This window comes from Pseudomonas sp. 5P_5.1_Bac1, assembly GCF_025466015.1.
In the GTDB taxonomy this organism is placed as follows: domain Bacteria; phylum Pseudomonadota; class Gammaproteobacteria; order Pseudomonadales; family Pseudomonadaceae; genus Aquipseudomonas.
The window spans coordinates 111,459-137,089 of the sequence record NZ_JANLNX010000050.1 but is presented as its reverse complement, the minus strand read 5'-3'; the positions used below and the strand labels follow the sequence as shown (position 1 = coordinate 137,089).

The 25,631-nt window shown below is 61.9% G+C and carries 30 protein-coding genes; 15 read left to right on the top strand and 15 right to left on the bottom strand.

Annotated features, from left to right (window positions below; all coding sequences use genetic code 11):
* Positions 1 to 23 precede the first annotated feature (23 nt).
* The 4 genes from NTD82_RS10395 to rlmF all read left to right on the top strand — a co-directional run bounded on the left by NTD82_RS10395 (position 24) and on the right by rlmF (position 4,876).
* On the top strand, positions 24 to 452 hold the full coding sequence (locus tag NTD82_RS10395; RefSeq protein ID WP_095154305.1) for a DNA polymerase III subunit chi: 429 nt from the start codon (positions 24 to 26) through the stop codon (positions 450 to 452).
* 5 nt (positions 453 to 457) lie between these two features.
* Positions 458 to 823 (top strand): DNA polymerase III subunit chi, encoded by a 366-nt coding sequence (locus tag NTD82_RS10390; RefSeq protein ID WP_095154307.1) that lies wholly within the window; start codon positions 458 to 460, stop codon positions 821 to 823.
* Positions 824 to 958: 135 nt separating this feature from the next.
* A complete protein-coding gene (locus NTD82_RS10385; protein WP_262128684.1) occupies positions 959 to 3,805 on the top strand; it encodes a valine--tRNA ligase in 2,847 nt (948 codons plus the stop codon).
* A 114-nt stretch (positions 3,806 to 3,919) separates the two neighbouring features.
* The gene (gene rlmF / locus NTD82_RS10380; RefSeq protein WP_262128683.1) at positions 3,920 to 4,876 is read left to right on the top strand and encodes a 23S rRNA (adenine(1618)-N(6))-methyltransferase RlmF; all 957 of its coding nucleotides are present in this window, start codon (positions 3,920 to 3,922) and stop codon (positions 4,874 to 4,876) included.
* Between the two features lie 71 nt (positions 4,877 to 4,947).
* On the opposite strand, the gene NTD82_RS10375 is transcribed toward rlmF, so the two are convergent.
* Positions 4,948 to 5,229, bottom strand: a complete 282-nt coding sequence (locus NTD82_RS10375; RefSeq protein ID WP_095154313.1) for an HU family DNA-binding protein — start codon at positions 5,227 to 5,229, stop codon at positions 4,948 to 4,950.
* 409 nt (positions 5,230 to 5,638) lie between these two features.
* On the opposite strand from NTD82_RS10375, the gene yejK reads away from it, so the two are divergent.
* Positions 5,639 to 6,646 (top strand): nucleoid-associated protein YejK, encoded by a 1,008-nt coding sequence (gene yejK, locus NTD82_RS10370; protein WP_095154315.1) that lies wholly within the window; start codon positions 5,639 to 5,641, stop codon positions 6,644 to 6,646.
* A gap of 126 nt (positions 6,647 to 6,772) precedes the next feature.
* Positions 6,773 to 7,051, top strand: coding sequence for a hypothetical protein (locus NTD82_RS10365; RefSeq protein ID WP_262128682.1), 279 nt, complete (start codon positions 6,773 to 6,775; stop codon positions 7,049 to 7,051).
* Here NTD82_RS10365 and NTD82_RS10360 read toward each other — a convergent pair.
* Both NTD82_RS10360 and NTD82_RS10355 read right to left on the bottom strand, forming a co-directional pair.
* Positions 7,048 to 7,335: a GIY-YIG nuclease family protein gene (locus tag NTD82_RS10360; protein WP_262128681.1), complete on the bottom strand. Its 288-nt coding sequence runs from the start codon at positions 7,333 to 7,335 to the stop codon at positions 7,048 to 7,050. The genes NTD82_RS10365 and NTD82_RS10360 overlap by 4 nt on opposite strands.
* A gap of 97 nt (positions 7,336 to 7,432) precedes the next feature.
* Entirely contained in the window at positions 7,433 to 7,900 is a 468-nt protein-coding gene (locus tag NTD82_RS10355; RefSeq protein WP_095154319.1) for a nuclear transport factor 2 family protein, read from the bottom strand.
* Between the two features lie 231 nt (positions 7,901 to 8,131).
* Here NTD82_RS10355 and NTD82_RS10350 point away from each other — a divergent pair, with 231 nt between their 5' ends.
* A complete protein-coding gene (locus NTD82_RS10350) occupies positions 8,132 to 9,460 on the top strand; it encodes a DUF2599 domain-containing protein (RefSeq protein ID WP_262128680.1) in 1,329 nt (442 codons plus the stop codon).
* Positions 9,461 to 9,464: 4 nt separating this feature from the next.
* Here NTD82_RS10350 and NTD82_RS10345 read toward each other — a convergent pair whose 3' ends face one another.
* The 12 genes from NTD82_RS10345 to NTD82_RS10290 form a co-directional block, all read right to left on the bottom strand.
* A complete protein-coding gene (locus NTD82_RS10345; protein ID WP_262128743.1) occupies positions 9,465 to 10,742 on the bottom strand; it encodes a CynX/NimT family MFS transporter in 1,278 nt (425 codons plus the stop codon).
* 13 nt (positions 10,743 to 10,755) lie between these two features.
* Entirely contained in the window at positions 10,756 to 11,406 is a 651-nt protein-coding gene (locus NTD82_RS10340; protein ID WP_262128679.1) for a FadR/GntR family transcriptional regulator, read from the bottom strand.
* Positions 11,407 to 11,569: 163 nt separating this feature from the next.
* The gene (hisC, locus tag NTD82_RS10335) at positions 11,570 to 12,616 is read right to left on the bottom strand and encodes a histidinol-phosphate transaminase (RefSeq protein ID WP_262128678.1); all 1,047 of its coding nucleotides are present in this window, start codon (positions 12,614 to 12,616) and stop codon (positions 11,570 to 11,572) included.
* A 2-nt stretch (positions 12,617 to 12,618) separates the two neighbouring features.
* The gene (gene hisD / locus NTD82_RS10330; RefSeq protein WP_095159622.1) at positions 12,619 to 13,944 is read right to left on the bottom strand and encodes a histidinol dehydrogenase; all 1,326 of its coding nucleotides are present in this window, start codon (positions 13,942 to 13,944) and stop codon (positions 12,619 to 12,621) included.
* A gap of 125 nt (positions 13,945 to 14,069) precedes the next feature.
* Positions 14,070 to 14,705, bottom strand: a complete 636-nt coding sequence (hisG, locus tag NTD82_RS10325) for an ATP phosphoribosyltransferase (RefSeq protein WP_095159621.1) — start codon at positions 14,703 to 14,705, stop codon at positions 14,070 to 14,072.
* A gap of 99 nt (positions 14,706 to 14,804) precedes the next feature.
* On the bottom strand, positions 14,805 to 16,070 hold the full coding sequence (murA, locus tag NTD82_RS10320) for a UDP-N-acetylglucosamine 1-carboxyvinyltransferase (protein WP_095159620.1): 1,266 nt from the start codon (positions 16,068 to 16,070) through the stop codon (positions 14,805 to 14,807).
* Positions 16,071 to 16,095: 25 nt separating this feature from the next.
* A complete protein-coding gene (locus tag NTD82_RS10315) occupies positions 16,096 to 16,335 on the bottom strand; it encodes a BolA family protein (protein WP_095159619.1) in 240 nt (79 codons plus the stop codon).
* 115 nt (positions 16,336 to 16,450) lie between these two features.
* Complete coding sequence (locus tag NTD82_RS10310) at positions 16,451 to 16,756, bottom strand: lipid asymmetry maintenance protein MlaB (RefSeq protein WP_095159618.1); 306 nt, start codon at positions 16,754 to 16,756, stop codon at positions 16,451 to 16,453.
* Complete coding sequence (locus tag NTD82_RS10305) at positions 16,753 to 17,403, bottom strand: phospholipid-binding protein MlaC (RefSeq protein WP_095159617.1); 651 nt, start codon at positions 17,401 to 17,403, stop codon at positions 16,753 to 16,755. The genes NTD82_RS10310 and NTD82_RS10305 overlap by 4 nt, the downstream gene beginning before the upstream one ends.
* Positions 17,404 to 17,412: 9 nt before the next feature.
* Positions 17,413 to 17,880, bottom strand: a complete 468-nt coding sequence (gene mlaD / locus NTD82_RS10300) for an outer membrane lipid asymmetry maintenance protein MlaD (protein WP_095159616.1) — start codon at positions 17,878 to 17,880, stop codon at positions 17,413 to 17,415.
* Positions 17,880 to 18,677 (bottom strand): lipid asymmetry maintenance ABC transporter permease subunit MlaE, encoded by a 798-nt coding sequence (gene mlaE / locus NTD82_RS10295; protein ID WP_095159615.1) that lies wholly within the window; start codon positions 18,675 to 18,677, stop codon positions 17,880 to 17,882. The genes mlaD and mlaE overlap by 1 nt, the downstream gene beginning before the upstream one ends.
* Positions 18,678 to 19,487, bottom strand: coding sequence for an ATP-binding cassette domain-containing protein (locus NTD82_RS10290; RefSeq protein WP_095159614.1), 810 nt, complete (start codon positions 19,485 to 19,487; stop codon positions 18,678 to 18,680).
* 291 nt (positions 19,488 to 19,778) lie between these two features.
* On the opposite strand from NTD82_RS10290, the gene NTD82_RS10285 reads away from it, so the two are divergent.
* From NTD82_RS10285 to ptsN, 8 genes are all read left to right on the top strand, one after another.
* On the top strand, positions 19,779 to 20,753 hold the full coding sequence (locus tag NTD82_RS10285) for a KpsF/GutQ family sugar-phosphate isomerase (protein WP_095159613.1): 975 nt from the start codon (positions 19,779 to 19,781) through the stop codon (positions 20,751 to 20,753).
* The gene (locus NTD82_RS10280; protein ID WP_177454494.1) at positions 20,753 to 21,274 is read left to right on the top strand and encodes a KdsC family phosphatase; all 522 of its coding nucleotides are present in this window, start codon (positions 20,753 to 20,755) and stop codon (positions 21,272 to 21,274) included. The genes NTD82_RS10285 and NTD82_RS10280 overlap by 1 nt, the downstream gene beginning before the upstream one ends.
* Before the next feature lie 8 nt (positions 21,275 to 21,282).
* Positions 21,283 to 21,855, top strand: a complete 573-nt coding sequence (gene lptC, locus NTD82_RS10275; protein WP_262128677.1) for an LPS export ABC transporter periplasmic protein LptC — start codon at positions 21,283 to 21,285, stop codon at positions 21,853 to 21,855.
* Positions 21,842 to 22,366, top strand: a complete 525-nt coding sequence (gene lptA / locus NTD82_RS10270) for a lipopolysaccharide transport periplasmic protein LptA (protein ID WP_095159610.1) — start codon at positions 21,842 to 21,844, stop codon at positions 22,364 to 22,366. Before lptC ends, lptA begins: the two co-directional genes overlap by 14 nt.
* The gene (gene lptB / locus NTD82_RS10265) at positions 22,366 to 23,091 is read left to right on the top strand and encodes an LPS export ABC transporter ATP-binding protein (RefSeq protein ID WP_095159609.1); all 726 of its coding nucleotides are present in this window, start codon (positions 22,366 to 22,368) and stop codon (positions 23,089 to 23,091) included. Before lptA ends, lptB begins: the two co-directional genes overlap by 1 nt.
* Before the next feature lie 177 nt (positions 23,092 to 23,268).
* On the top strand, positions 23,269 to 24,762 hold the full coding sequence (locus NTD82_RS10260) for an RNA polymerase factor sigma-54 (protein ID WP_095159608.1): 1,494 nt from the start codon (positions 23,269 to 23,271) through the stop codon (positions 24,760 to 24,762).
* An 81-nt stretch (positions 24,763 to 24,843) separates the two neighbouring features.
* Positions 24,844 to 25,152, top strand: coding sequence for a ribosome hibernation-promoting factor, HPF/YfiA family (gene hpf / locus NTD82_RS10255; RefSeq protein ID WP_095159607.1), 309 nt, complete (start codon positions 24,844 to 24,846; stop codon positions 25,150 to 25,152).
* 12 nt (positions 25,153 to 25,164) lie between these two features.
* The gene (gene ptsN / locus NTD82_RS10250) at positions 25,165 to 25,629 is read left to right on the top strand and encodes a PTS IIA-like nitrogen regulatory protein PtsN (RefSeq protein ID WP_095159606.1); all 465 of its coding nucleotides are present in this window, start codon (positions 25,165 to 25,167) and stop codon (positions 25,627 to 25,629) included.
* Positions 25,630 to 25,631 lie beyond the last annotated feature (2 nt).

Here is a 25,631-nt window from a genome sequence, read left to right as displayed (position 1 = left end):
CGTGACCGGTTGGCAACACAGCCATGAGCCAAGTCGATTTCTACATCCTGCCCAGTCCCTCGCCTGCCGTGCGCCTGGATTTCGCCTGCAAACTCTGCGAAAAGGCCTGGCGGCTGGGGCACCGGGTCTATCTGAATTGCAGCGACGCCGCCCAGCGCGACGAACTCGACGCCCGCCTGTGGGCGTTCAAGGGTGAGGCTTTCGTGCCCCACAGCCTCGCCGAGGAAGATGCTGCGGCCGCGGTGGCGCTGGGAATCGGTGACGACCCCGGCGAGCACCAGGACCTGCTGGTCAACCTTGACCTGAAAGTCCCGCCGTTCGCCTCGCGCTTTGCCCGGATCGCCGAGATCGTGGTCGAGGACCCGGCCATCCGCCAGGCGACCCGAGAGAGTTTCCGTTTCTACCGCGAACAGGGCTATGCTCTGCAAGACCACCGCTTACCGCGATTCTGACGACGATGGACAAACGCCCTCCCTTGCCCCAATCCGCCCACCTGCTGGATGACCTGGAATCGATCAGGCAACTGTTGGGTGATGACACCCTGCAACCGCCGCTGCTGACCGAAACCGTGGAAGAACAGATCCCGCTGTTGCTCGAACCGGCCGAAGAACTCGCGCCGCCAGCACCTGCTGCACCGGTGAACGAGCCCGATCCACAGGCCCGCCGCCAGGACACCCTGCTGCACCTGGATGCCGAGCTACGCGCTGCCGCCCAGTTGATCATGCAGGACGTGATCGACGACTTCGCCCCGCACATTGAAAACGAGATCAAGCGCCGCCTCGACGCCCGCCTCGAACGCCTGCTGAACCAGCAACCCTCCTGATACCTGCGCAGTTGCGGACAGATACGACACCCGTCCGCAACCGCGCACGTCCTGCTTGTAGCTTGTCGCTTGAAGCCTGCAGCTTGGTTATACTTCCCGGCTTTCCCGAATAAATGCCATAGGGTCCCCCCGCGCATGGATAAGACCTACCAGCCGCACGCTATCGAAACTTCCTGGTACAACACCTGGGAGTCCGAGAACTACTTCGCCCCGCAAGGCGCCGGCGAGTCGTACACCATCATGATCCCGCCGCCGAACGTCACCGGCAGCCTGCACATGGGTCATGGCTTCAACAACGCGATCATGGACGCCCTGATCCGTTTCCGTCGCATGCAGGGCCGCAATACCCTCTGGCAGCCCGGGACCGACCACGCCGGCATCGCCACGCAGATGCTGGTCGAGCGCCAGCTCGAAGCCAAAGGCCAGAATCGCCACGACCTGGGCCGGGAAAAATTCCTCGACAAGGTCTGGGAATGGAAGGAGCAGTCCGGCGGCAACATCAGCCGGCAGATCCGCCGCCTGGGTTCTTCGGTGGACTGGAGCCGCGAGCGCTTCACCATGGATGACGGCCTGTCCGACGCGGTCAAGGAAGCCTTCGTGCGCCTGCATGAAGACGGCCTGATCTACCGCGGCAAGCGCCTCGTCAACTGGGACACCAAGCTGCACACCGCGATCTCCGACCTCGAAGTGGAAAACCACGACGAGAAAGGCCATCTGTGGAACCTGCGCTATCCGCTGGCCGACGGCGCCAAGACTGCCGAAGGCAACGACTACCTGATCGTCGCGACCACGCGTCCGGAAACCATGCTCGGCGACGCCGCCGTGGCGGTGAACCCGAACGACGAGCGCTACCAGGCACTGATCGGCAAGTTCGTCGAACTGCCACTGATCGGCCGCCGCATCCCGATCATCGCCGACGACTACTGCGACCCCGAGTTCGGTACCGGCTGCGTGAAGATCACCCCGGCCCACGACTTCAACGACTATGAAGTCGGCAAGCGCCACAACCTGCCGCTGCTGAACATCTTCGACAAGAACGCCGTGGTCCTGGCGGCCGCCCAGGTGTTCAACCTCGACGGCAGCGTCAACGAATCCGTCGACGCCACCCTGCCCGCCCAGTACGCCGGTCTCGACCGCTTCGTCGCGCGCAAGCAGATCGTCGCCGACTTCGACGCCCTGGGCCTGCTGGTCAGTGTCGATGACCACGCGCTGAAAGTGCCGAAGGGCGACCGCTCCGGCACCATCATCGAGCCGTGGCTGACCGACCAGTGGTACGTTTCCACCAAGCCGCTGGCCGAACCGGCCATCGCCGCCGTGGAAGACGGACGCATCCAGTTCGTGCCCAAGCAGTACGAAAACATGTACTTCTCCTGGATGCGTGACATCCAGGATTGGTGCATCAGCCGTCAACTGTGGTGGGGCCACCGCATCCCGGCCTGGTACGACGAGTCCGGCAAGGTCTACGTCGGCCGCAGCGAAGAAGAAGTGCGGGCGAAGAACAACCTCGGCGCCGACGTGGTCCTGAACCAGGACAACGACGTCCTCGACACCTGGTTCAGTTCCGGCCTGTGGACCTTCTCCACCCTGGGCTGGCCGCAGCAGACCGAATTCCTCAAGACCTTCCACTCCACCGACGTGCTGGTCACCGGCTTCGACATCATTTTCTTCTGGGTCGCCCGGATGATCATGCTGACCATGCACCTGGTGAAGAACGAGGACGGCACGCCGCAGGTTCCGTTCAAGACGGTCTACGTCCATGGCCTGGTCCGCGATGGCCAGGGCCAGAAGATGTCCAAGTCCAAGGGCAACGTCCTTGACCCGCTGGACATCGTCGACGGCATCACCCTCGACGAACTGCTGGAGAAACGCACCAGCGGCCTGATGCAACCCAAGCTGGCCGAGAAAATCGCCAAGCAGACCAAGGCCGAGTTCCCGGAAGGCATCGCCAGCTACGGCACCGACGCCCTGCGCTTCACCTTCTGCTCGCTGGCGTCCACCGGTCGCGACATCAAGTTCGACATGGGCCGCGTCGAGGGCTACCGCAACTTCTGCAACAAGATCTGGAACGCCGCCCGCTACGTGCTGGACAAGGGCGAGGACTGCGGCCAGAACGGCGAAGCCTACGAACTGTCGCTGGCAGACCGCTGGATCATCTCGCAACTGCAGCGCACCGAAGCTGAAGTGACCCGCCAACTGGAGCAGTTCCGCTTCGACCTGGCGGCCCAGGCGCTCTACGAGTTCATCTGGAACCAGTATTGCGACTGGTATCTGGAACTGTCCAAGCCGGTCCTGTGGGACGAAAACGCCCCGGTCGAACGTGCCCGCGGCACCCGTCGCACCCTGGTGCGGGTCCTGGAAGTGGCGCTACGCCTGGCCCATCCGTTCATGCCGTTCATCACCGAAGAAATCTGGCAGCGCCTGGCGCCGCTGGCCGGCATCGACGGCAAGACCATCATGCTGCAGCCATGGCCTGAAGCGAACGAAAGCCGCATCGACGCCGCCGCCGAAAGCGACATCGAGTGGGTCAAGGAGCTGATGCTGGGTGTGCGTAACATCCGTGGCGAAATGAACATCGGCCCGGGCAAGCCACTGCAACTGTTCCTGAAAAACGCCAGCGCTGAAGACCAGCGTCGCCTGAGCGAAAACGAAGCGCTGCTGAGGAAGCTGGCGAAGATCGAATCGTTCACCGTGCTCGGCGAGCAGGACGAAGCACCGCTCAGCGCTACCGCGCTGGTGGGCGACCTGCAAGTGCTGGTGCCGATGGCTGGCCTGATCGACAAGGACGCCGAACTGGCGCGCCTGAGCAAGGAAATCCAGCGTCTGCAAGGCGAAGTCCAGCGCGTCGGCGGCAAGCTGTCCAACGCCGCCTTCGTTGACAAGGCTCCGCCTGCCGTCATCGACAAGGAGCGCGCCAAGCTGGCCGAAGCCGAACAGGCCCTGGCCAACTTCACCGAGCAGCACGCGCGGATTGCCGCCCTGTAACGACAGAGGAAACCTGTAGGAGCGGGCTTGCCCGCGATGCGTAGTCTCATGCACCTCATGTGTGCCTGATTAAACGACATCGCGGCCAAGCCCGCTTTTCTGCATTCAGCGACCATGAACAAACCCGACAAACCCACCCTGCACCCGCGCAACCGCCACCAGGGCCGCTACGACTTCCCCGCCCTGATCAAGGCGCACCCTGACCTCGCCCGCTTCACCATCACCAACCCTTACGGCAAGCCGAGCATCGACTTCGCCGATCCCGAGGCGGTGCGGGTGTTCAACCGGGCGCTGCTCAAGGCGCAATATGGCATCCAGTTCTGGGATATTCCTGCTGACTACCTGTGTCCGCCGATTCCGGGTCGTGCCGACTACCTGCACGCCCTGGCCGACCTGCTGGCCGAGGACAACGGCGGCGAGATTCCCCGTGGCGTGCAGGTTCAGGCTCTGGATATCGGTGTCGGCGCCAACTGCATCTACCCGCTGCTGGGCAATGCGGATTATCGCTGGCGCTTCGTTGGCTCGGACATCGACCCGGTAGCGCTGGCCGCGGCCGGCGCCATCGTCCAGGCCAATGGTCTCGGCAAGTTCATCAGCCTGCGCCAGCAGGGCAATCGCAAGCACATCCTCACCGGCCTGCTGGCGGCGGATGAGCGCTTCGACCTGAGCCTGAGCAACCCGCCCTTCCACGCCTCCCGCGAAGAAGCCACCCGTGGCAGCCAACGCAAGTGGCGCGCCTTGGGCAAGGCTGATCCCAAGCGCAAGCTGCCGGTGTTGAACTTCGGCGGCCAGAACAATGAGCTGTGGTGCGAAGGCGGCGAGATCCGTTTCGTGACGCAACTGGTCAACGAGAGCAAGGCGCTCGGCCAACAGGTGCTGTGGTTCAGCAGCCTGGTGTCGAAAGCCTCGAATCTGCCCGGTATCGAGGCGGCGCTGAAAAAAGCCGGCGTGCAGGAGCAGAGAGTGCTGGAAATGGGCCAGGGGCAGAAACAGAGCCGTCTGGTGGCCTGGACCTTCCAGGACGCGCCAGCGCGCCAGCACTGGCGTCAGCAACGCTGGAACAGCAAGTAACGGCCTTTCTGCAGGCGTAAAAAAACCGCGTCAGGTTCGCACCCGGCGCGGTTTTTTTGTGCTGTTTACAATTACTTGTTTACAGCGTCGGTCAGCACTTTGGCTGGCACGAACTTGACGACTTTCTTGGCAGCGATTTCGATGGCAGCGCCAGTCGAAGGGTTGCGGCCGGTACGGGCAGGACGCTCGGAGATTTTCAGCTTGCCAATGCCTGGCAGAGTGATTTCGCTACCGTTTTCCAGTTGATCAGCAACGATCTGGCCCAGTTGCTCCAGTGCGTTACGCGCGGTGGTTTTCGGCGCGTCGATTGCTTCAGCGATATCGGCGATCAGTTGGTCTTTGGTCAATGCCATGGTGGTGTTCCTTCCCTAATCAAATTCAGTGGGTTTGCAGAGTGCTGCGTCAGCCATCGGGTCCGGCCCCGCGAATGGTCGGCGGGTCGGGTACTTCCATTTGCCAATCGCGTATGTAGATACACAAAAATGCGTTTGGTTCGACGGGACGCCAGCGAACTGCCAGCAATGCGCCGCACAGGGGGCGCAAGACCGGGCAAAACTACCACAGGAATAGATAAATATCCGCCTCGCACGGGCCAAATGTTCAGGTTTTTCGGGGGTTTACACAAAATATCGCAAAAAACAGAACAAAAACCGAACCCACCACCCCGTCACCCACTCGGCGACCCCGTCATCCGCCCCGGCTGAGTTACACTTGGCAACTTTGCCGAGCCCTGCGCCGGCCCTTCACCGAGCCGAGAATTCCATGCCGATCCGTCATTGCATCGTCCACTTGATCGACAAGAAGCCCGATGGCAGCCCCGCTGTGTTGCACGCCCGTGATTCCGAGCTGGCCGAATCGACCGCCATCGAAAACCTGCTGGCCGACCTCAACGACAGCTACAACGCCAAACAGGGCAAGGCCTGGGGATTGTTCCACGCCGAATCCGGGGCCCATCCGTTCAGCGGCTGGCTGAAGGAATACCTCGACAGCGACAAGACCTTCACCGACTTCAGCCGCATCGCGGTGGAGCATCTGCAAAAGCTGATGGAAGAGTCCAACCTGTCGGTGGGCGGGCATGTGCTGTTCGCGCACTACCAGCAAGGCATGACCGACTATCTGGCAATCGCCCTGCTGCACCACAGCGAAGGCGTGGCGGTAAACGCCGAGCTGGATGTCACCCCGTCCCGCCACCTGGACCTGAGCCAATTGCACCTGGCGGCGCGCATCAACATCTCCGAGTGGCGCAACAACCAGAACTCGAAGCAGTACATCTCGTTCATCAAGGGCAAGAACGGCAAGAAGGTCTCGGACTACTTCCGCGACTTCATCGGCTGCCAGGAAGGCGTCGATGGCCCCGGTGAAACCCGCACCCTGCTCAAGGCCTTCAGCGACTTCGTCGAAAGCGAGGACTTGCCCGAGGAAGCCGCGCGGGAGAAAACCCAGACCCTGGTGGACTACGCCACCAGCCAGACCAAGGCCGGCGAGCCGGTGACCCTGACCGAACTTTCGGGGCTGATCGACGAAGAACGCCCGCGCGCCTTCTACGACCACATCCGCAACAAGGACTACGGCCTGTCGCCGGAGATCCCCGCCGACAAACGCACCCTGAACCAGTTCCGCCGCTTCACCGGCCGTGCCGAGGGGCTGTCGATCAGTTTCGAAGCGCATTTGCTGGGGTCGAAGATCGAGTACGACGAAGAAGCCGGCACCTTGATCATCAAGGGCCTGCCGACCCAACTGACCGATCAGTTGAAACGGCGCAAGGACTGAGCCCAAGGGCAGCTTCCGGCCAACGCAGAGCTTGGTGACGATGCCGTCGCCAAGCTGAACACCCGCTACAACGATGTCCGCCCAAGTTGCGAATCGGATCCTGCCTACACCTGTAGCGGCGTGGTTTTGCGGGCGCTCGATCCTGACTGGCAATACGGGCCCTGGAGCATCAGCCCGGGGGCCATGAAGAGTGGCGGGATTTCGGCGTCTTACCTGCGCAAGGACGCCAAGTTCAGGACACTGTCCTGGAACCTCAGCAGCGGCATCATTCTGGACAACACTGCTGACAACCCGAAAGACCAGGTGGATTACAGCGTACTTTGCTCATTCCCGATCGACGCCGGCGCCAGCAACCGCACGCAGAATGGTTGCGCAGATTCAAGCGATACGCCCGACCTCATTTAGCCCTGCGCTGCGAAGGAAGCCACAAGCGCTTCCTTCGCGCTCTTCCGCAATGCCTTGATCAGGCGCTCATGGCGCAGCGCCTGCGATTTGTCCGGCCAGGCCTCGACATAAACAAGCGCCACCGCCGGGCTGGTGCTGAAGTAACGGGCACCGCGTCCCTGTTGGTGCGCCGCGAAACGGCGCTCGGGATTGTCGCTGATGCCGCAGTACAACGAGCCATTGGCAGCGCGCACCAGGTAGACGTACCAGGGCTTGTCAGGTGTCGCGGTGGCATGTTCGGTCACAGGTTGTCGGATCTGCTGTGGAAAAGCCGCCAGCTTAATACCCGCAGCCGCAGTCTGAAATGGCCCGAGGAAATATCCGCCCCAGGCACGGCAACACCTAACCGCGCTGGAATGCCTTCAAACCCTTGAGCGCTTGCTGGCGAACCTTGTTGTGCAGGAACGGCGTCCAGCCCAATAGCACGCCCGGTGCGCCCAAGGCCTGGCGGGACCAGCGCCAGAAATCGAAGGCATCGTCGTGCTGGCAGATCTTGCCGTCGCGGATCACGAAACTGGCGTGGATATCGTTGACCACAATGCGTCCGGTCTGGCTGAACAGGTACGTGGCAACCCAATGGGCCGAGCCGCCTCGCTCATCGGCGCACACATTGTCGAAGCTCAGGGAAAAGTCCTTGGCCCGGCTGGTGAGCATCCGCCACATGTCACCGGCATCCCGGCCACGCAACGTGCCGAAGGCCGGGTCGCTGAAGACAATATCGTCGCTGTAGCAGGCAACCATGGCCTCGGCATCCAGGCGCTGGAAAGCCTGGTAGAAACGGGTAATCAGCTCACTGTTGGCATCGCTCATGACGGGCATCTCCCCCAAAGGATCAGCGTTGCACGATAGACCGGTTGCTGGCTTCAGGCCAGCAGCATTGACCGGATGAATGCCTGCCCCTGTTGGCGCTCTCTACATCCACTCGTCAGAACTGATATTTCTGTCAGTAGTCGGCGAAACGTCCCGCTTCCTATCCTCACCCAGCCTTCCCGCAAAAGACCGGATCACCCAGTCAAAGGCCTGCGAAAGAGGGACTCGCCCATGCGTGCCAGCAGCATTCTGTTCGTACTCTCGACCTTGGGCGTCAGCCTGTGGGTACAGGCGCAGGAGACTGATCCGCAACGGTCACCCCAGGCCACCGTGGAGCGGATCAACCGTAACTACAACACCCTGGAAAATGCCTGCAAGGAAGTCGGCAGCGGCGCGCCTCGCGGCCACTACTATTGCAGCGGCGTGACCTTGCGGATGGTCAACGACGGCCCCTTCTACCCCTGGGACTACAGCCCCTACGCCGTCAAGACCGGAGCCACCTCATGGACCTGGCTGCGTCGCGACCTGAGCATCAACACCCTCGTCCATCCTGCCGGGATGATCATGCGCAACCCCGTGGACGCCCAGCAGCTAGGCGCAGCGGTCAAGCAGGAAGGCTTCGTCTGCGTCTACCCGTTCGATGCCGGCACCGGGCCGGATCGCAAATGGCATGGCTGCGGCGATTACGGCAAGGGACAACCCTCCACTGCCGGCCAGAGCGGTGCTGCCAACCTGAATGCCACGACCGCCTACGGAACATGTCCCGAACAGGGTGTGAAAAATCTGACCGAGTGGCAGAAAGCCTACGGCAACACCACGGTCCAGCGTGTGCAGTGCTCGTTCAACGCCGACGACCCGGCGCAGTGGGATGAAATGATCCAGATCCATGAGTCACGGGCGAAAGCCAACAACACCGCGCCCCTAGCGGTGCGCACCCTCACCAATGAATTCATGATGCGCAACGCTTCTGAATCCTCGGATGGTTCCGACACCACGAAGTACATCGACGCCTTCGTCTACAACCCGAACAGCAACTTCAACTACTCCACCTACGGTGACACCAAGCCGCAAAAGCCCGAGGACGGCCTTACCAGTGCGCGCAATTTCCAGAAAAAACTGGCTGCCGTGGGGTTCATCGTGCCTATCTTGCGTGTCGACTTCACCAAACCCGCCACCGCGCGCTTCGCCTATGTCGAGAGTGACCAGGCCATTGCCCAGCAGACGGTACCTGCCAACACGCCCGGCAGATACATCGAGTCCAGCCAATGGACCAGCTACACCAACGCCACCACGAAAAAGGTGGAATGGTCGCTGAAGGTCATTCCGACGGCCTATGGCCGCAACATCGGTGAAAGTGAAACCGACGCCCTGTATCAGGAACTACTCGCCCGCAACGGCAATGACCCTGAATGGCGCGACAACGAGCAGCAGGTCGGCAGCATGCGCCGCCAACTGGTGTGCCTGCTGGTCAAGTTTCCACAGAAGCCGGAGTGGTATATCGAGCCCTCGCGGCCCAATGTGAGCCACGCGGCGGCCGTCAAGGCTAACTGCAATCCGTGAGAGGTCAGATCCGCTCGCTGATTGCCCCCACATGCAGCGCGCGGCCCGCCTTGAGGCCGAAGACGATCGCGCCACCGCCCAGCACCGCGAAGATCCAGCCCACCGCGGCCCAGCCTCCGGTCAGGTCATGCACCAGCCCGACCGCGAACGGCCCCGCCGATGCAAGCGTGTAGCCCACGCCCTGACTCATGCTCGACAGGTTGGCGGCGACATGGGCATCTCGCGAACGCAGCACGATCAGCGTCAGCGCCAGGGCGAAGGTGCCGCCCTGGCCGATTCCCAACACCACCGCCCAGCCCCACAACCCACCAAGGGGCGCATACAGGCAGCCGAACAGGCCGGCGAGCGTCAGCGCCATCACCACGACGATCGCCAGACGCTGGTCCTTGCCGCGGGTTGCCAGCATCGGTGCGGTCAGGGCGCTGACCAGTTGCACGATCACCGAGCCTGACAGTACCAGCCCGGCTTCGGTCGGGCTGAGACCGCGGCCAATGAGGATCGATGGCAGCCAGCCGAATACGATATAGGCCAGCGACGATTGCAGGCCCATGTACAGGGTCACTTGCCAGGCCAGCGGGTCGCGCCACAAGCCGCGCACCCGATACGCCACATGATGCGCGCCATGCCCCTGACGCGCCTGAGGCAACCAGAACAGTGCGGCCACCACCGCCGGCACTAGCCAGAAGCCAAGGCCGAGGGTCCAGTTGTCGCCGAAGTAGTGACTCAATGGCACGGTGGCACCGGCGGCCAGCGCCGCGCCCAGGCACAGGGCCATGGTGTAGATGCCCATCAGTGTCCCGGCATGGGCCGGGAAGTCGCGCTTGACGATGCCCGGCAGCAGCACGCCGATCACACCAATACTCGCCCCGGCGATCAGGCTGCCACCGAACAGCCCGACGCTGCCGAAGCTACTGCGCAAGGCAATGCCGCCCGCCAGGCACAACAGGATGAACAGGACCACCCGCTCACTGCCAAAACGCCGCGCCAGAACCGGCGCCAACGGCGCGAACAGGCCCAGGCAGAGGACCGGCAGGGTCGTCAGCAAACCGGCCTGGGAACCGCTGAGGCCGAGGCTCGCGGAAACATCCCCGAGCAACGGCGACATGCTCGACAGCGCCGGGCGCAGGTTCAACGCCACCAGCACCAGGCCCAGCAGCAACAGCCACGGCTTTGGCAAGCCTACGGGCGGCTGGAGATCGCCGTCGTCGGCTTCGGCATCAATCAAAAGTTCGTCAAGCACCGGCCCGTGGGGCGCGGGCTTGTGGGAAAGGTCTTGGCCCATGGCAGTCTCGAAGTCAGGGTTCATTGATCAGTGTCCGGCTCAGGGCCTTGGCCCGCTCCGGATCTTGGCGTTCGACGGCGTCGAGGATCGCTTCATGCAGATCGAACACCGCCTGGTTGCGCGGCGACCTGCTCATGCTGTGTTCCAGCTTCATCGCCACCACGCTGGAGAAGTAGCGATACAACTCGCTTAACGCCGGGTTGTGCGCGGCATCCACCAGACGCTGGTGGAAGGCCAGATCGCAGCAGATGTAATCGCCCAGATCACCGTGAAAGTGATTGCCGCTGGCGCGCAGGGCTTCATGCAGGCCGAGCAGGTCTTGCTCGGTACGCCGCAGTGCCGCGAGGCCGATCGCTTCGGCTTCCAGCAGGTGCCGCGCCTCGCGCGCGTGCTCCAGGCTGCAACTTGACAGCGCCTGGACCGCCGGCAACGGGTCCGAGGCGGTCTTCAGGTAGCTGCCGTCGCCCTGGCGCACCTCCACCAATCCACTGAAGGCCAACACGCGCACCGCCTCGCGCACAGTGTTGCGGCTGATGCCGAGGTCGGCTGCCAGTTCAGGCTCGGTCGGCAGGCGCTGGCCAACCGTCCAGGCGCCGCTGGTGATGCGCTGGCGGAGTTGTTCGACGGCTTGTTCGACGAGGGAACGCTTGATGAGCTGGGTCATAAAAGGGCTTACATCCAATCATCGGATGAATTTAAGGAAGGCAAGAGTAACGGGTTGTTTCAGTGGAAAGCAAATGGAGATGAGCCATCGCGAGCAAGCTCGCTCCTACAGAGACGGCGGGGGTGTCCTGTAGGAGCGAGCTTGCTCGCGAGGCGATGCCAGATCAGTTCAACGCGTCAAGCAACGCCTGATTCTGCTCTTCAGTACCGATGGTGATACGCAGGAACTGGCTGATCCGCGGCAGCTTGAAGTGACGCACGATCACCCCTTGCTCCCGCAGTTTGCCCGCCAGTTCGCCGGCATCCTGCTGCGGATGGCGGGCGAAGATGAAGTTGGCCGCCGACGGCAGCACGTCGAAACCACGTGCAGTCAGTTCGCCCACCAGCTTCTCGCGGCTGGCGATGACCTTGTTGCAGGTTTCTTCGAAATACTCGCGGTCGTCGAAGGCCGCCGCCGCGCCAACAATGGCCAGGCGGTCCAGCGGGTAGGAGTTGAAGCTGTTCTTGATCCGCTCCAGCGCCTCGATCAGGTCGGGATGGCCCACCGCCAGGCCGACCCGCAGCCCCGCCAGGGAGCGCGACTTGGACAGGGTCTGGGTCACCAGCAGGTTCGGGTAGCGATCCACCAGGCTGATGGCGGTCTCGCCACCGAAGTCGATGTAGGCCTCATCCACCACCACCACCGACTCGGTGTTGGCCTGAAGCAACTGCTCGATGGCGTCCAGCGCCAGCAGGCAGCCGGTCGGCGCATTGGGGTTGGGGAAGATGATCCCGGCATTGGGCTTGCGGTAGTCCGCGACGCGGATCTGGAACTGCTCGTCCAGCGCCACCGGCTCGAAGGGAATGCCGTACAGGCCGCAGTAGACCGGATAGAAGCTGTAGCTGATATCCGGGAACAGCAGCGGCGCGTCGTGCTGGAACAGGCCGTGGAAGATGTGCGCCAGCACTTCGTCCGAGCCGTTGCCGAGAAACACCTGGCTTGGCTGCACGTCGTAGTAACGGGCAACGGCCTGCTTGAGCAGGTCGCTGTTCGGGTCCGGGTACAGGCGCAGGTTGTCGTTCAGCTCGGCGCGCATGGCGTCGAGCGCCTTCGGCGACGGGCCATAGGGGTTCTCGTTGGTGTTGAGCTTGACCAGTTTGGTCAGCTTCGGCTGCTCACCCGGGACGTAAGGCACCAGGTCCTTGACGAAGGGGCTCCAGAATTTACTCATGTTCAGTTGCCCTCTTGGTCGGCAAGGATGCGGTATTCGGCACTGCGCGCGTGGGCGCTGAGGGATTCGCCGCGGGCCAGGACCGAAGCGGTCTTGCCCAACTCGGAAGCGCCCTGTTCGGAGCAGAAGATGATCGACGAGCGCTTCTGGAAGTCATACACCCCAAGCGGCGAGGAGAAACGCGCGGTGCCGGAGGTCGGCAGCACGTGGTTCGGCCCGGCGCAGTAGTCGCCCAGCGCTTCGCTGGTGTGGCGGCCCATGAAGATCGCACCGGCGTGGCGAATCTGCGGCAGCCAGGCTTGCGGATCGGCGACCGACAACTCCAGGTGTTCCGGAGCGATACGGTTGGCGACTTCGATCGCCTGCTCCATGTCACGGACATGGATCAGCGCGCCACGACCGTTGATCGAGGTACGGATGATCTCGGCACGGTCCATGGTCGGCAGCAGCTTGTCGATGCTGGCAGCCACGCGGTCGAGGAACTCGGCGTCCGGGCTGACCAGGATCGACTGGGCGTCCTCGTCGTGCTCGGCCTGGGAGAACAGGTCCATGGCGATCCAGTCCGGATCGGTCTGGCCATCGCAGACCACAAGGATTTCCGAAGGGCCGGCGATCATGTCGATGCCCACCTGGCCAAATACATGGCGCTTGGCGGTGGCGACATAGATGTTGCCCGGGCCGACCACTTTGTCCACCTGCGGCACGCTCTCGGTGCCGTAAGCCAGGGCCGCAACCGCTTGGGCGCCGCCGATGGTGAAGACCCGGTCGACGCCGGCGATGCACGCCGCCGCCAGCACCAGCTCATTGATCTCGCCACGCGGAGTCGGCACCACCATCACCACTTCCTTGACGCCAGCGACCTTGGCCGGAATGGCGTTCATCAATACCGACGACGGGTACGATGCCTTGCCGCCCGGTACGTACAGGCCAGCGCGGTCCAGAGGGGTGACTTTCTGGCCGAGGACGGTGCCGTCGGCTTCGGTGTAGGTCCAGGAATCCTGCTTCTGCCGCTCGTGGTAGATACGCACGCGCTCGGCAGCCTTTTCCAGGGCCTGGCGCTGTTCCGGGGTAATCCGGGTCAGGGCCAGTTCCAGGCGCTCGCGACCGAGAATCAGGTCATCGATGGATTTGGCGTCGACGCCGTCGAAACGCTGGGTGAACTCCACCAGCGCCGCATCGCCGCGCTCGCGCACGGCCTTGATGATGTCGAGGACCCGCTGGTTGACCGCGTCGTCGGACACGCTTTCCCAGCTCAGCAGATGATCCAGATGTCGGGCGAAATCCGGGTCAGCGGCATTGAGTCGGCGAATTGCAGTGGACGTGGTCATAGCTAAGGCCTCGGTAATTGGCGAATGCTCAGGCGCCCTTAAGCTACCAGTCCATACGCGCGGGCACCCGAGATAATTGGCTATGACGCGGATAGACGGGCGCGACCGAACGTCGCGCGCAGAGGTCAGTCGCGGTGTCGCGATTCCACCGCCTGACGCAGGGTGTCGATCAGGCTCTGGATGCGGGCGTGCTGCATCTTCATGGATGCTTTGTTGACCACCAGGCGGGAGCTGATGGTAGCGATGACTTCCTGGGGTTCCAGGCCGTTGGCGCGCAGGGTGTTGCCGGTGTCGACCACGTCGATGATCTTGTCGGCGAGGTTGACCAGCGGTGCCAGCTCCATCGAACCGTAGAGCTTGATGATATCGACCTGACGGCCCTGTTCGGCGTAGTAGCGCTTGGCAACGTTGACGAACTTGGTCGCCACGCGCAGGCGGCCCTTCGGCTCCGGCGCGCCGATGGCACCCGCAGTCATCAGCTTGCAGCAGGCGATCTTCAGGTCCAGCGGCTCATACATGCCCTGGCCGCCGTATTCCATCAGCACGTCCTTGCCGGCCACACCCAGATCGGCGGCACCATGCTCGACATAGGTCGGCACGTCGGTGGCCCGCACGATCAGCAGGCGTACATCGTCCTGGGTCGTGGGGATGATCAGTTTGCGGCTTTTATCCGGATTCTCGGTCGGGACGATGCCCGCTTCCGCCAGCAGCGGCAGGGTATCGTCGAGAATGCGGCCCTTGGACAGCGCGATGGTCAACATGGGAAACGTCGGTCCTTATGCGGCTTAAAGCCGCCGGCCCATGCAGGCAACCGGCGGCGTTCAATTCAATTCGTGGCGCGTCCTTGCGCCGCAGGCAGACTAGCCCGGTACGCGGCGGATCTTCGCGCCCAGCATCTGCAGTTTTTCCTCGATGCACTCGTAACCACGGTCTATGTGGTAGATGCGATCGATCAGGGTGTCGCCTTCGGCGACCAGCGCCGACAGCACCAGGCTGGCGGAAGCCCGCAGGTCGGTGGCCATTACTGGCGCGCCCTTGAGGGTCTTGGTCCCGGTGACGATGGCGGTGTTGCCCTCGACCTGGATCTGCGCGCCCATGCGGTGCATCTCGTAGACGTGCATGAAGCGGTTTTCGAAGATCGTCTCGATCACCGCGCCAGTGCCTTCGGCAATGGCGTTGAGCGAGATGAACTGCGCTTGCATGTCGGTCGGGAACGCCGGGTACGGAGCGGTACGCAGGTTGACGGCTTTCGGCCGTTTGCCGTGCATGTTCAGCTCGATCCAGTCTTCACCGGTGGTGATCTCGGCGCCGGCTTCCTTGAGTTTTTCAAGGACGGCTTCGAGGATGGTCGGATCGGTGTCCTTGACCTTGACGCGACCGCCAGTAACGGCAGCAGCAACCAGGTAGGTACCGGTCTCGATACGGTCGGGCATTACGCGGTAGGTGGCCGAACCCAGGCGCTCGACGCCATCGATGGTGATGGTGTCGGTGCCAGCGCCCTGGATCTTGGCGCCCATGGCGATCAGGAAGTTGGCCAGGTCGACCACTTCAGGCTCGCGCGCGGCGTTCTGCAGCACGCTGCGGCCTTTGGCCAGTGCAGCGGCCATCATGATGTTCTCGGTACCGGTCACGCTGACGGTATCGAAGAAGAAGTGCGCACCGCGCAGGCCACCTTCAGGCGCCTTGGCCTTGATGTAGCCGCCTTCGACCTCGATCTTCGCGCCCATGGCTTCCAGGCCGCGAATGTGCAGGTCAACCGGACGCGAGCCGATGGCGCAACCGCCAGGCAGGGCGACTTCGGCTTCGCCGAAACGGGCAACCATCGGGCCCAGCACCAGGATCGAGGCGCGCATGGTTTTCACCAGCTCGTACGGCGCGACCAGGGTCTTGATGGTGCGTGGATCGATTTCCACCGCCAGCTTCTCGTCGATCACAGGCTCGATGCCCATGCGACCGAACAGCTCGATCATGGTGGTGATGTCGTGCAGGTGCGGCAGGTTGCCCACGGTAACCGGGCCGTCGCACAGCAAGGTCCCGGCCAGAATCGGCAGGGCCGCGTTCTTGGCACCGGAGATGCGGATCTCGCCGTCAAGACGAGCGCCGCCAGTAATAATCAGTTTGTCCATTTGGATTCTCGCCGCCACAGGTGGCTCAGGTGCGCTCAGCCCAGGCTGCGCTGCTGAAAAATTTCATGGTGACCGCGTGGATGCTGCCATCGGTGATCCACGGGTTAAGGTGAGCATAGATCTGCTGCTGACGCTTGACCGGGCTCAATGCCGCCAGCTCGTCGCTGATTACGTTCAATTGGAAGTTGCAGCCTTCGCCTTCAACTTCGACCCGGGTGTCCGGCAACTTTTCTTCAAGGAAGTTCTTAACTTCTACGGCCTGCATGCTCAACCTCGATCGGCGCCCTGTGCGCGCGGGTCGGCCATCATACAAAAAAGCCCCTCGCCTGCGAACCCCGTAAGCGAGGACTCTGACAGAGGGGCCACGATTCGCGTGGTCGTCACTGCAGCGTCAGCAGCTCGTCCAGACCGTAGACTTCAGCGATTTCCCGCATGCCGTGGGGCATGCCGCGGACTTCAAACTGCTTTCCGGTCGCCTGGGCATCACGCATGAAGCCCAGCAACAACGACAGTCCGACACTGCTGGAGCGCTCGACACCGGTGCAATCGAGCACCAACTGGCTGGACGGGCTCGATGCAATCAGCGCCTTGCCCTGCTCGCGCAGGACCGGGCCGGACCGGTAATCGAGGGTGCCGGCCAGGCTCAATACGCCCGGCTCGGCCAATTGCACCGTGCCGCCACTCATTGCGCCTGCTTCTCCGCCGCGTCCGCAGTGGCTTCCTTGGCCTTGGCAACTTCGCCAGCCCAGCCGTCGATGGTCTTGTCCAGGTCGTTGCCATTGCGGCTCATGGCATCGGCGAACTGATCGCGGAACAGCTTGCCGATGTTGATGCCGTTGACGATGACGTTACGCACTTTCCATTCGCCGTTGAGCAGGGTCAGGGTGTAGGACACCGGATAGACGGCGCCATTGTTGCCCTTGACCGTCATATCGACGCTGGCGCGCCCGTCGCCGTCGTTTTTCTCGTTGCCGACGGTGATGCCCTGGTTGTTGTACTCCAGCAAGGCATTGCCATAGAACTGCATCAGGCTGCGCTTGAAGTTTTCCTGGAAGCGCTGCATCTGCTCCGGGGTCGCCTTGCGCGAGTACTTGACGGTCATGATGCTTTTCGAGATGCCGTCGGCATCCACCACCGGACCCAGGTTGGCATTCAGTGCCTCGTAGAACGCACCAGGATTGGTCTTGTACTGCTCCTTGTTGGCCTTGAGGTCGGACAACAATTGCGTGGTGGTGGTCTGGATCACTTCTTTGGGCGACTGGGTCGCCGCAACGGCCAGCAGTGGCATGGCCGCCAGCAACACCAGCAAGCCGCGTCGCAGGATGGAAATCATGGAAACTCCTTATTTAGCTTCTTTGCCTACGGTATTGAGCAGGAACTTGCCAATCAGATCTTCCAGTACCAGCGCCGACTGAGTGTCATGAATGACACCGCCGTCCTTGAGCACGGCTTCTTCCCCGCCGACGCTGATGCCAATGTACTTCTCGCCGAGCAGCCCGGCGGTCAGGATCGATGCAGTGGAGTCGGTAGGCAGGTTGTCTACGCTTTTTTCCAGTTGCAGGGTCACCCGACCGGTATAGGTATCGCGGTCCAGATCGATGGCCGTGACCTTGCCGATGGTCACACCGGCCATGGTCACTTTTGCTCTGACAGTCAAACCGGCGATATTGTCGAAATTTGCATAAAGTTTATACGTATCGCTGCTGGGGCTGGCGGACAGGCCGCTGACACGCAGGGCCAGCAGGAGCAGCGCCAGGATCCCGGCCAGGAGGAACAGGCCGACACCGATTTCCAGGGTGCGGTTTTGCATCAGAAATCTCCAAACATCAAGGCGGTCAGAATAAAGTCCAGTCCCAGGACTGCCAACGAGGCATAGACCACGGTTCTGGTGGTGGCTCGACTGATCCCCTCTGAAGTGGGCTCACAGTCATAGCCTTGGAATACGGCAATCCAGGTAACGACGAAGGCAAATACGACGCTCTTGATAACGCCATTGAGCACGTCGTCGGTGAAGGACACGCTGTTCTGCATATTCGACCAGAACGAGCCTTCATAAACGCCCAGCCAGTCCACCGCGACCCACGAACCGCCCCAGATCCCGACGACGCTGAAGATCATCGCCAGCAGCGGCAAGGAAATGAAACCGGCCCACAAGCGTGGCGCGACGATGTACTTGAGCGGGTCCACGCCGATCATTTCCAGGCTGGAAAGCTGCTCGGTGGACTTCATGTTGCCAATCTCGGCAGTCAGCGCCGAACCGGCACGCCCGGCAAACAGCAAGGCAGTCACCACCGGCCCGAGTTCACGCAGCAGCGTGAGGGCGACCATCTGCCCCACGGCCTGCTCCGAGCCGTACTTGGCCAGGATGCTGAAGCCTTGCAGCGACAGCACCATGCCAATGAACACACCGGAAACCACGATGATCGCCAGCGACATCACGCCAACGGAGTACAACTGGCGAACCAGCAACTGGAAACCACCGCCGATACCGCCGCGCCCCACGAGGGCGTGCAGCAGGAACAGGCAGGAACGCCCCATGACCGCGACCACGTCGATGGCCGAACGGCCAAAACGGCGGATACGTTCGAGTAAGGATTTTCTGCGCATCTAACGCTTCCCCAGGAGATCGGCGCGGTAGTCTGGCGCAGGAAAATGGAAAGGCACCGGCCCGTCGGGGTCACCTTTCATGAATTGGCGAATGCGCGGGTTGTCCGAGTTCATCAGTTCCTCGGGCGTGCCCTGGCCGAGTACCTGGCCATCACCCACGACATAAATGTAGTCGGCGATGCTCGCGGTTTCCGCCAGATCGTGGGAGACCACGATGCTGGTGATACCCAGGGCGTCGTTGAGCAGGCGGATCAGGCGCACCAGCACGCCCATGGCGATCGGGTCCTGACCGACGAATGGCTCGTCATACATGAGGATCTGCGGATCCAGCGCAATCGCCCGCGCCAGCGCGACACGGCGCTTCATGCCACCAGACAGCTCGTCCGGCATCAGCTCGATGGCGCCGCGCAGCCCCACCGCCTGAAGTTTCATCAGGACGATGTCGCGGATCATTTCCTCGGACAGCTTGGTATGGACGCGCAGCGGGAATGCGACGTTCTCGAACACGTCGAGGTCGGTGAACAGCGCGCCACTCTGGAACAGCACGCCCATGTGCTTGCGGGCGTCGAACAGGTCACTGCGCGACAGGGTCGGCAGGTTCTGCCCCGCGACCCAGACTTCGCCGCTGGCGGGCCGCAGTTGCGCGCCCATCAGACGCAGCAGCGTGGTCTTGCCACACCCCGAAGGCCCCATGATTCCGGTGACCTTGCCCTTGGGAATGCGTATGTCGACATTATTGAAGATGCTGCGCGAGCCGCGTTTGAAGGTCACACCCTTCAACTCGACCGCGTAGGCGTTATCAACGCTCATCTAGACTCCTTGCGATGCAGCCACGTCACTCAGACGCACGCCTCCTTCATGGAGGCACGCAAGTATCGAGCGGGCCGAACTGGTGGCGAACTATAGCATCGCTGGCAGGCCCTTCCCAAGGCCATCGCGATGCCTGTTCAGGCCCTGTACAGGCCATCACGCGCCATTCTGGTGTGGAACCTGCACGCGACAAATCGCTCAAACAGGCGTACGCCGGGTAATCCGCAGGTGAGGCTTTCGTGCATTCCCGCTATAATCCCGGCCTTTTCATCAGGCAACCCGATTTCCGACATGAGCCAATCCACCGACCTGATCCAATCCGCACAGCGCACCATCCGCTACGAAATCGAAGCGGTAGAAGGCCTGCTGGCCCATATCGACGCCGACTTCGTGAAGGCTTGCGAACTGATCCTGGGGAGCAAGGGCCGCGTTGTGGTGGTGGGCATGGGCAAATCCGGCCACATCGGCAACAAGATTGCCGCGACCCTGGCCAGTACCGGGACCACGGCATTTTTCGTCCACCCCGCCGAGGCGAGCCACGGCGACATGGGCATGATCACCCGGGACGACATCATCCTGGCGCTGTCCAATTCCGGCTCCACCGCCGAAATCGTTACCCTGTTGCCGTTGATCAAGCGCCTGGGCATCAAGCTCATCAGCCTCACCGGCAACCCTGAATCGCCATTGGCCAAGGCCGCCGAGGTCAACCTCGACGCCCGCGTCGCCCAGGAAGCCTGCCCACTCAACCTGGCGCCAACCTCCTCGACCACCGCGGCGCTGGTGCTGGGCGACGCCCTGGCCATCGCCCTGCTCGAGGCCCGCGGTTTCACCGCCGAAGACTTCGCCTTCTCCCATCCGGGTGGCGCGCTGGGTCGCCGCCTGCTGCTCAAGGTCGAGAACGTGATGCACGCCGGCGACGAACTGCCTGAGGTTCAACGCGGCACGCTGCTCAAGGACGCGCTCCTTGAAATGTCCCGCAAAGGTTTGGGCATGACCGTCGTGACCGAAGCGGATGGCAGCCTGGCCGGAATCTTCACTGACGGCGACCTGCGCCGCAGCCTGGATCGCAATATAGACGTACACAAGACCCTGATCGAAGAGGTCATGACCGTCCACGGCAAGACCGCCCGCGCCGACATGCTCGCCGCCGAGGCCCTGAAGATCATGGAAGACCACAAGATCAGCGCGCTGGTAGTGGTCGACAAGGCCGACCGTCCGGTCGGAGCCCTGAACATGCACGACCTGCTGCGCGCCGGAGTGATGTGATGAATACCCTGTTGCAACGTGGCAAGGCCATCAAGCTGGCCGTTTTCGACGTGGATGGCGTACTGACTGATGGTCGCCTGTACTTCCTCGAAGACGGCAGCGAATTCAAGACCTTCAATACCCTCGACGGTCAAGGCATCAAGATGCTGATGAACTCGGGCGTGACCACCGCGATCATCAGCGGCCGCAAGACCCCGGTGGTCGAACGCCGCGCGAAGAACCTCGGCATCCCGCACCTGTATCAGGGCCGCGAGGACAAACTGGTGGTGCTGGACGAACTTCTCGGCCAGCTCGGCCTAAGCTATGAAGAGGTCGCCTACTTGGGCGACGATCTGCCCGACCTGCCGGTGATTCGCCGCGTCGGCCTGGGCATGGCGGTCGCCAATGCCGCCGCATTCGTGCGCGAACACGCCCACGGCGTTACCCAGGCCCGCGGCGGTGAAGGTGCGGCTCGCGAATTCTGCGAACTGATCCTGCAAGCCCAGGGCAACCTGGAAGCGGCAAACGCCCATTACCTGTAGAGCCAGCCATGTTCAGCAAGAAAATCCGCAATATCGCGCTGTTCAGCGTGATGGCCGCGCTGCTCGCAGCGGTCGGCTACTGGAATATCGGCCCGGAGAGCTTCCTCGACCAGCCCGTTGCCCAGGTCGACGAAAGCGCTATCGACTACTATGCGATCAACGCCCACAGCGTGCAGTACCTGCCTGACGGCAAGCGGCAATACGAAATGACCGCAGACAAGGTCGAGCACCTCAAGGCCAGCGAGGTCACTTTGCTGACCACGCCCGACCTGCAGATGTATCGCGGCACGGCCTACCCATGGCATGTGCAGAGTGCTCGTGGCGAGGTCAACCCGGACGGCACCGAAGTCGAATTGATCGACTCGGTTCGGGTTGCCCGCACCGACGACCAGAACCGCACAACCATCATTACCTCCAGCCGCATGACGGTATTCCCGCAGAAGCAATATGCGCAAACCGAGCAAGACGTTAGAATCGACGGCGCCGGTGGCGTGACTACGGGCAAGGGAATGAAAGCGTATTTGAAAGACGGCAGGATGGACCTGCTGTCCAACGTAAGAGGACAGTATGAGGCTCGTTAAAACCCTCCCCTTTTTGCTCAGCCTGAGCGCAGCACTGGGAAGCGCGAGTGTCTGGGCCCTGCCTAACGACCGCGATCAACCCATTCGCATCCAGGCCGACGACGCCCAACTGGACGACAAGCAAGGTATCGCCACCTACCGTGGTGACGTGATCATCACTCAAGGTTCGATGATGATCAAAGGCAACACCGTGACCCTGACTCGTGCGCCAAACGGCGACATCGATGTGGTGACGTCGGTGGGCACCCTGGCCTATTTCGAACAGCAGCAGGACGCCGCCAAGCCGGACAAGATGCAAGGCTACGCCAAGCAGATCCAGTACCAGGCACAAAAAGACCTGGTAGTGCTGACTGACCAGGCCAAGGTCGTCAACGCGGGCAACACGACCGAAGGCGAGAAGATCGTCTACAACACCAAGACCCAGGTCGCCACCGCCGGTCGCGGCGGCAAGGTTTCGACGCCACGTCCGCGTATCGACATGGTGATCCAGCCGAAGAAGAAGGCCGAGTAATGGCAACCCTTAAAGCCCAGCACCTGGCCAAGAGCTACAAGAGCCGACAAGTCGTGCGTGACGTCAGCCTGTCGATCGACAGCGGACAGATCGTCGGCCTGCTCGGCCCTAACGGCGCCGGCAAGACCACCTGTTTCTACATGATCGTCGGCCTGGTCCAGGCCGATCAGGGCCGCGTGCTGATCGACGATCTGGACGTCAGCCACCAGCCAATGCACGGCCGCGCACGCGCCGGCATCGGCTACCTGCCCCAGGAAGCCTCGATCTTCCGCAAGCTGTCGGTGGCCGACAACATCATGGCGATCCTGGAGACCCGCAAGGAACTGGATCGCGAAGGGCGCCGCAAGGAGCTGGAAAGCCTGCTGCAGGAATTCCACATAAGCCACATCCGCGACAACCTCGGCATGAGCCTGTCCGGCGGCGAGCGTCGTCGCGTGGAAATCGCCCGCGCCCTGGCTACCGCACCGAAGTTCATCCTGCTCGATGAACCCTTCGCCGGTGTCGACCCGATCTCGGTCGGCGACATCAAGCAGATCATCCACCACCTGAAAGCCAAGGGCATTGGCGTTCTGATCACTGACCACAACGTCCGTGAAACGCTGGATATCTGTGAAACCGCTTACATCGTCAACGATGGCCAACTGATCGCCGAAGGCGACTCGGAAACCATCCTGGCCAACCAGCTCGTCAAAGAGGTGTACCTGGGCCACGAGTTCCGTCTGTAGGCTCGCGTATCGGAGTGGTCCGAGCGCTGCGATTCAGCCACGATTGCGGCTTAATTGTTACAGCGCTCTAGGCAAACGCTACAGTTTCAGGCATATATCTTGCTTAGAATTGGCGCCCGCGCGCCCCTGTAGTTGATGGCGCATGCGCGCCGGCGAATAAGGTGTTAAGCCCCAGCCATGAAACCATCGCTCGTCCTAAGAATGGGCCAGCAACTGACGATGACCCCGCAGTTGCAACAGGCTATCCGTTTGCTCCAGCTCTCCACACTGGATCTGCAGCAGGAAATCCAGGAAGCCCTGGAGTCCAACCCGATGCTCGAGCGCCAGGAAGAAGGCGAAGACTTCGACAACAGCGACCCGATGGCCGACAACGCCGAGTCCAAGCCTGTTGCCGAGTCCCAGGAGAGCAGCTTCGAGCAATCCGCGCCGACTGTGGAAAACCTCGAAGAAGGCGAATGGAACGAGCGCATCCCCAACGAACTTCCGGTCGATACCGCCTGGGAAGACATCTACCAGACCAGCGCCAGCAGCCTGCCCAGCAACGACGATGACGAGTGGGACTTCACCACCCGCACATCGGCCGGCGAGAGCCTGCAAAGCCACCTGCTCTGGCAGTTGAACCTGGCACCGATGTCGGACACCGACCGACTGATCGCTGTAACCCTGATCGACTGCATCAACAACCAGGGCTACCTCGACGAGACGCTGGAAGAAGTCTGCGAATCCTTCGACCCTGAACTGGATATCGAACTGGACGAGATCGAAGCCGTCCTGCACCGCATCCAGCAGTTCGAACCCGCCGGTATCGGCGCACGCAACCTGGGCGAATGCCTGTTGCTGCAATTGCGCCAACTGCCCGCCAACACACCGTGGATGGCCGAGGCCAAGCGGCTGGTCAGCGATTACATCGACCTGCTCGGCAGCCGCGACTACAGCCAGTTGATGCGCCGCATGAAGCTCAAGGAAGACGAGCTGCGCCAGGTGATCGAACTGGTCCAGAGCCTGAATCCACGCCCTGGCTCGCAGATCGAGTCGAGCGAACCCGAATACGTGGTTCCCGACGTGATCGTGCGCAAGGACAGCGATCGCTGGCTGGTGGAGCTGAACCAGGAAGCGGTACCGCGCCTGAGGGTCAACCCGCAATATGCCGGCTTCGTACGCCGCGCCGACACCAGCGCCGACAACACCTTCATGCGCAACCAGCTGCAAGAAGCCCGCTGGTTCATCAAAAGCCTGCAAAGCCGCAACGAGACGCTGATGAAGGTGGCGACCCAGATCGTCGAACACCAGCGCGGCTTCCTCGACCATGGCGACGAGGCGATGAAACCGCTGGTACTGCACGACATCGCTGAAGCAGTGGGCATGCACGAATCGACGATTTCCCGGGTCACCACGCAGAAATACATGCACACGCCCCGCGGAATCTATGAGCTGAAGTACTTTTTCTCCAGCCACGTCAGCACCTCCGAAGGCGGTGAATGCTCGTCCACAGCGATCCGCGCAATCATCAAAAAACTGGTTGCCGCGGAAAATCAGAAAAAGCCATTGAGTGACAGCAAGATCGCTGGTTTACTGGAGGCACAAGGCATCCAGGTAGCACGTCGCACCGTCGCCAAGTACCGCGAATCCCTCGGCATCGCACCGTCGAGTGAGCGCAAGCGATTGATGTGACCTTCCCTGAGGTGTGCCATCGCAATTCAGTGGCAGGCGCAACACCTGCCTCTTTATGCACGGCAACAAAGGAGAAGCAGTATGCAAGTCAACATCAGTGGACATCATGTAGAAGTCACTCCGCCGCTGCGCGACTATGTCGAGCAGAAGCTCAAGCGTGTAGCAAGTCATTTCGACAAGATCACCAATGTGCAGGTGATCATGAAGGTCGAGAAACTCCAGCAGAAAGTGGAGGCCACCCTGCAGATTCCCGGTGGTGAAGTGGTAGCAAACGCCGAAGATGCAGACATGTATGCCGCGATCGACTCCTTGGCCGACAAGCTCGACCGTCAACTGAAAAAACACAAGGAAAAACAGCAAAGCCTGCTGCAAGGTACGGCTGCACGCTGATCCCCCTCATCCATGATCCGACTTGAATCCATCCTGACCCCCGGCCGTTCCCTCGTGAACGTGCCGGGTGGCAGTAAAAAGCGCGCACTTGAACAGATCGGCAACCTGATCGGGAAAGAAGTTCCTGATCTGGACGGCCAGACCGTTTATGAAGCCCTGATTGCCCGAGAAAAACTCGGGTCGACAGGATTTGGCAATGGCATCGCCATTCCCCATTGCCGCCTCAAGGGCTGTGCAAGCCCTGTCAGCGCATTGCTTCACCTGGATGCCCCCATAGATTTCGACGCCATCGATGGCGCCCCGGTAGACCTGCTGTTCGTTCTGCTGGTGCCCGAGGCTGCCACCGACGCCCACCTTGAACTGTTGCGCCAGATTGCCAGCATGCTCGATCGCAAGGATGTCCGCGACCGGCTTCGTGCGGCCAACAGCAGTACCGCCCTGTACCAGGTCGTCCTGGACGTGCAGAACGAGCCCTGAGC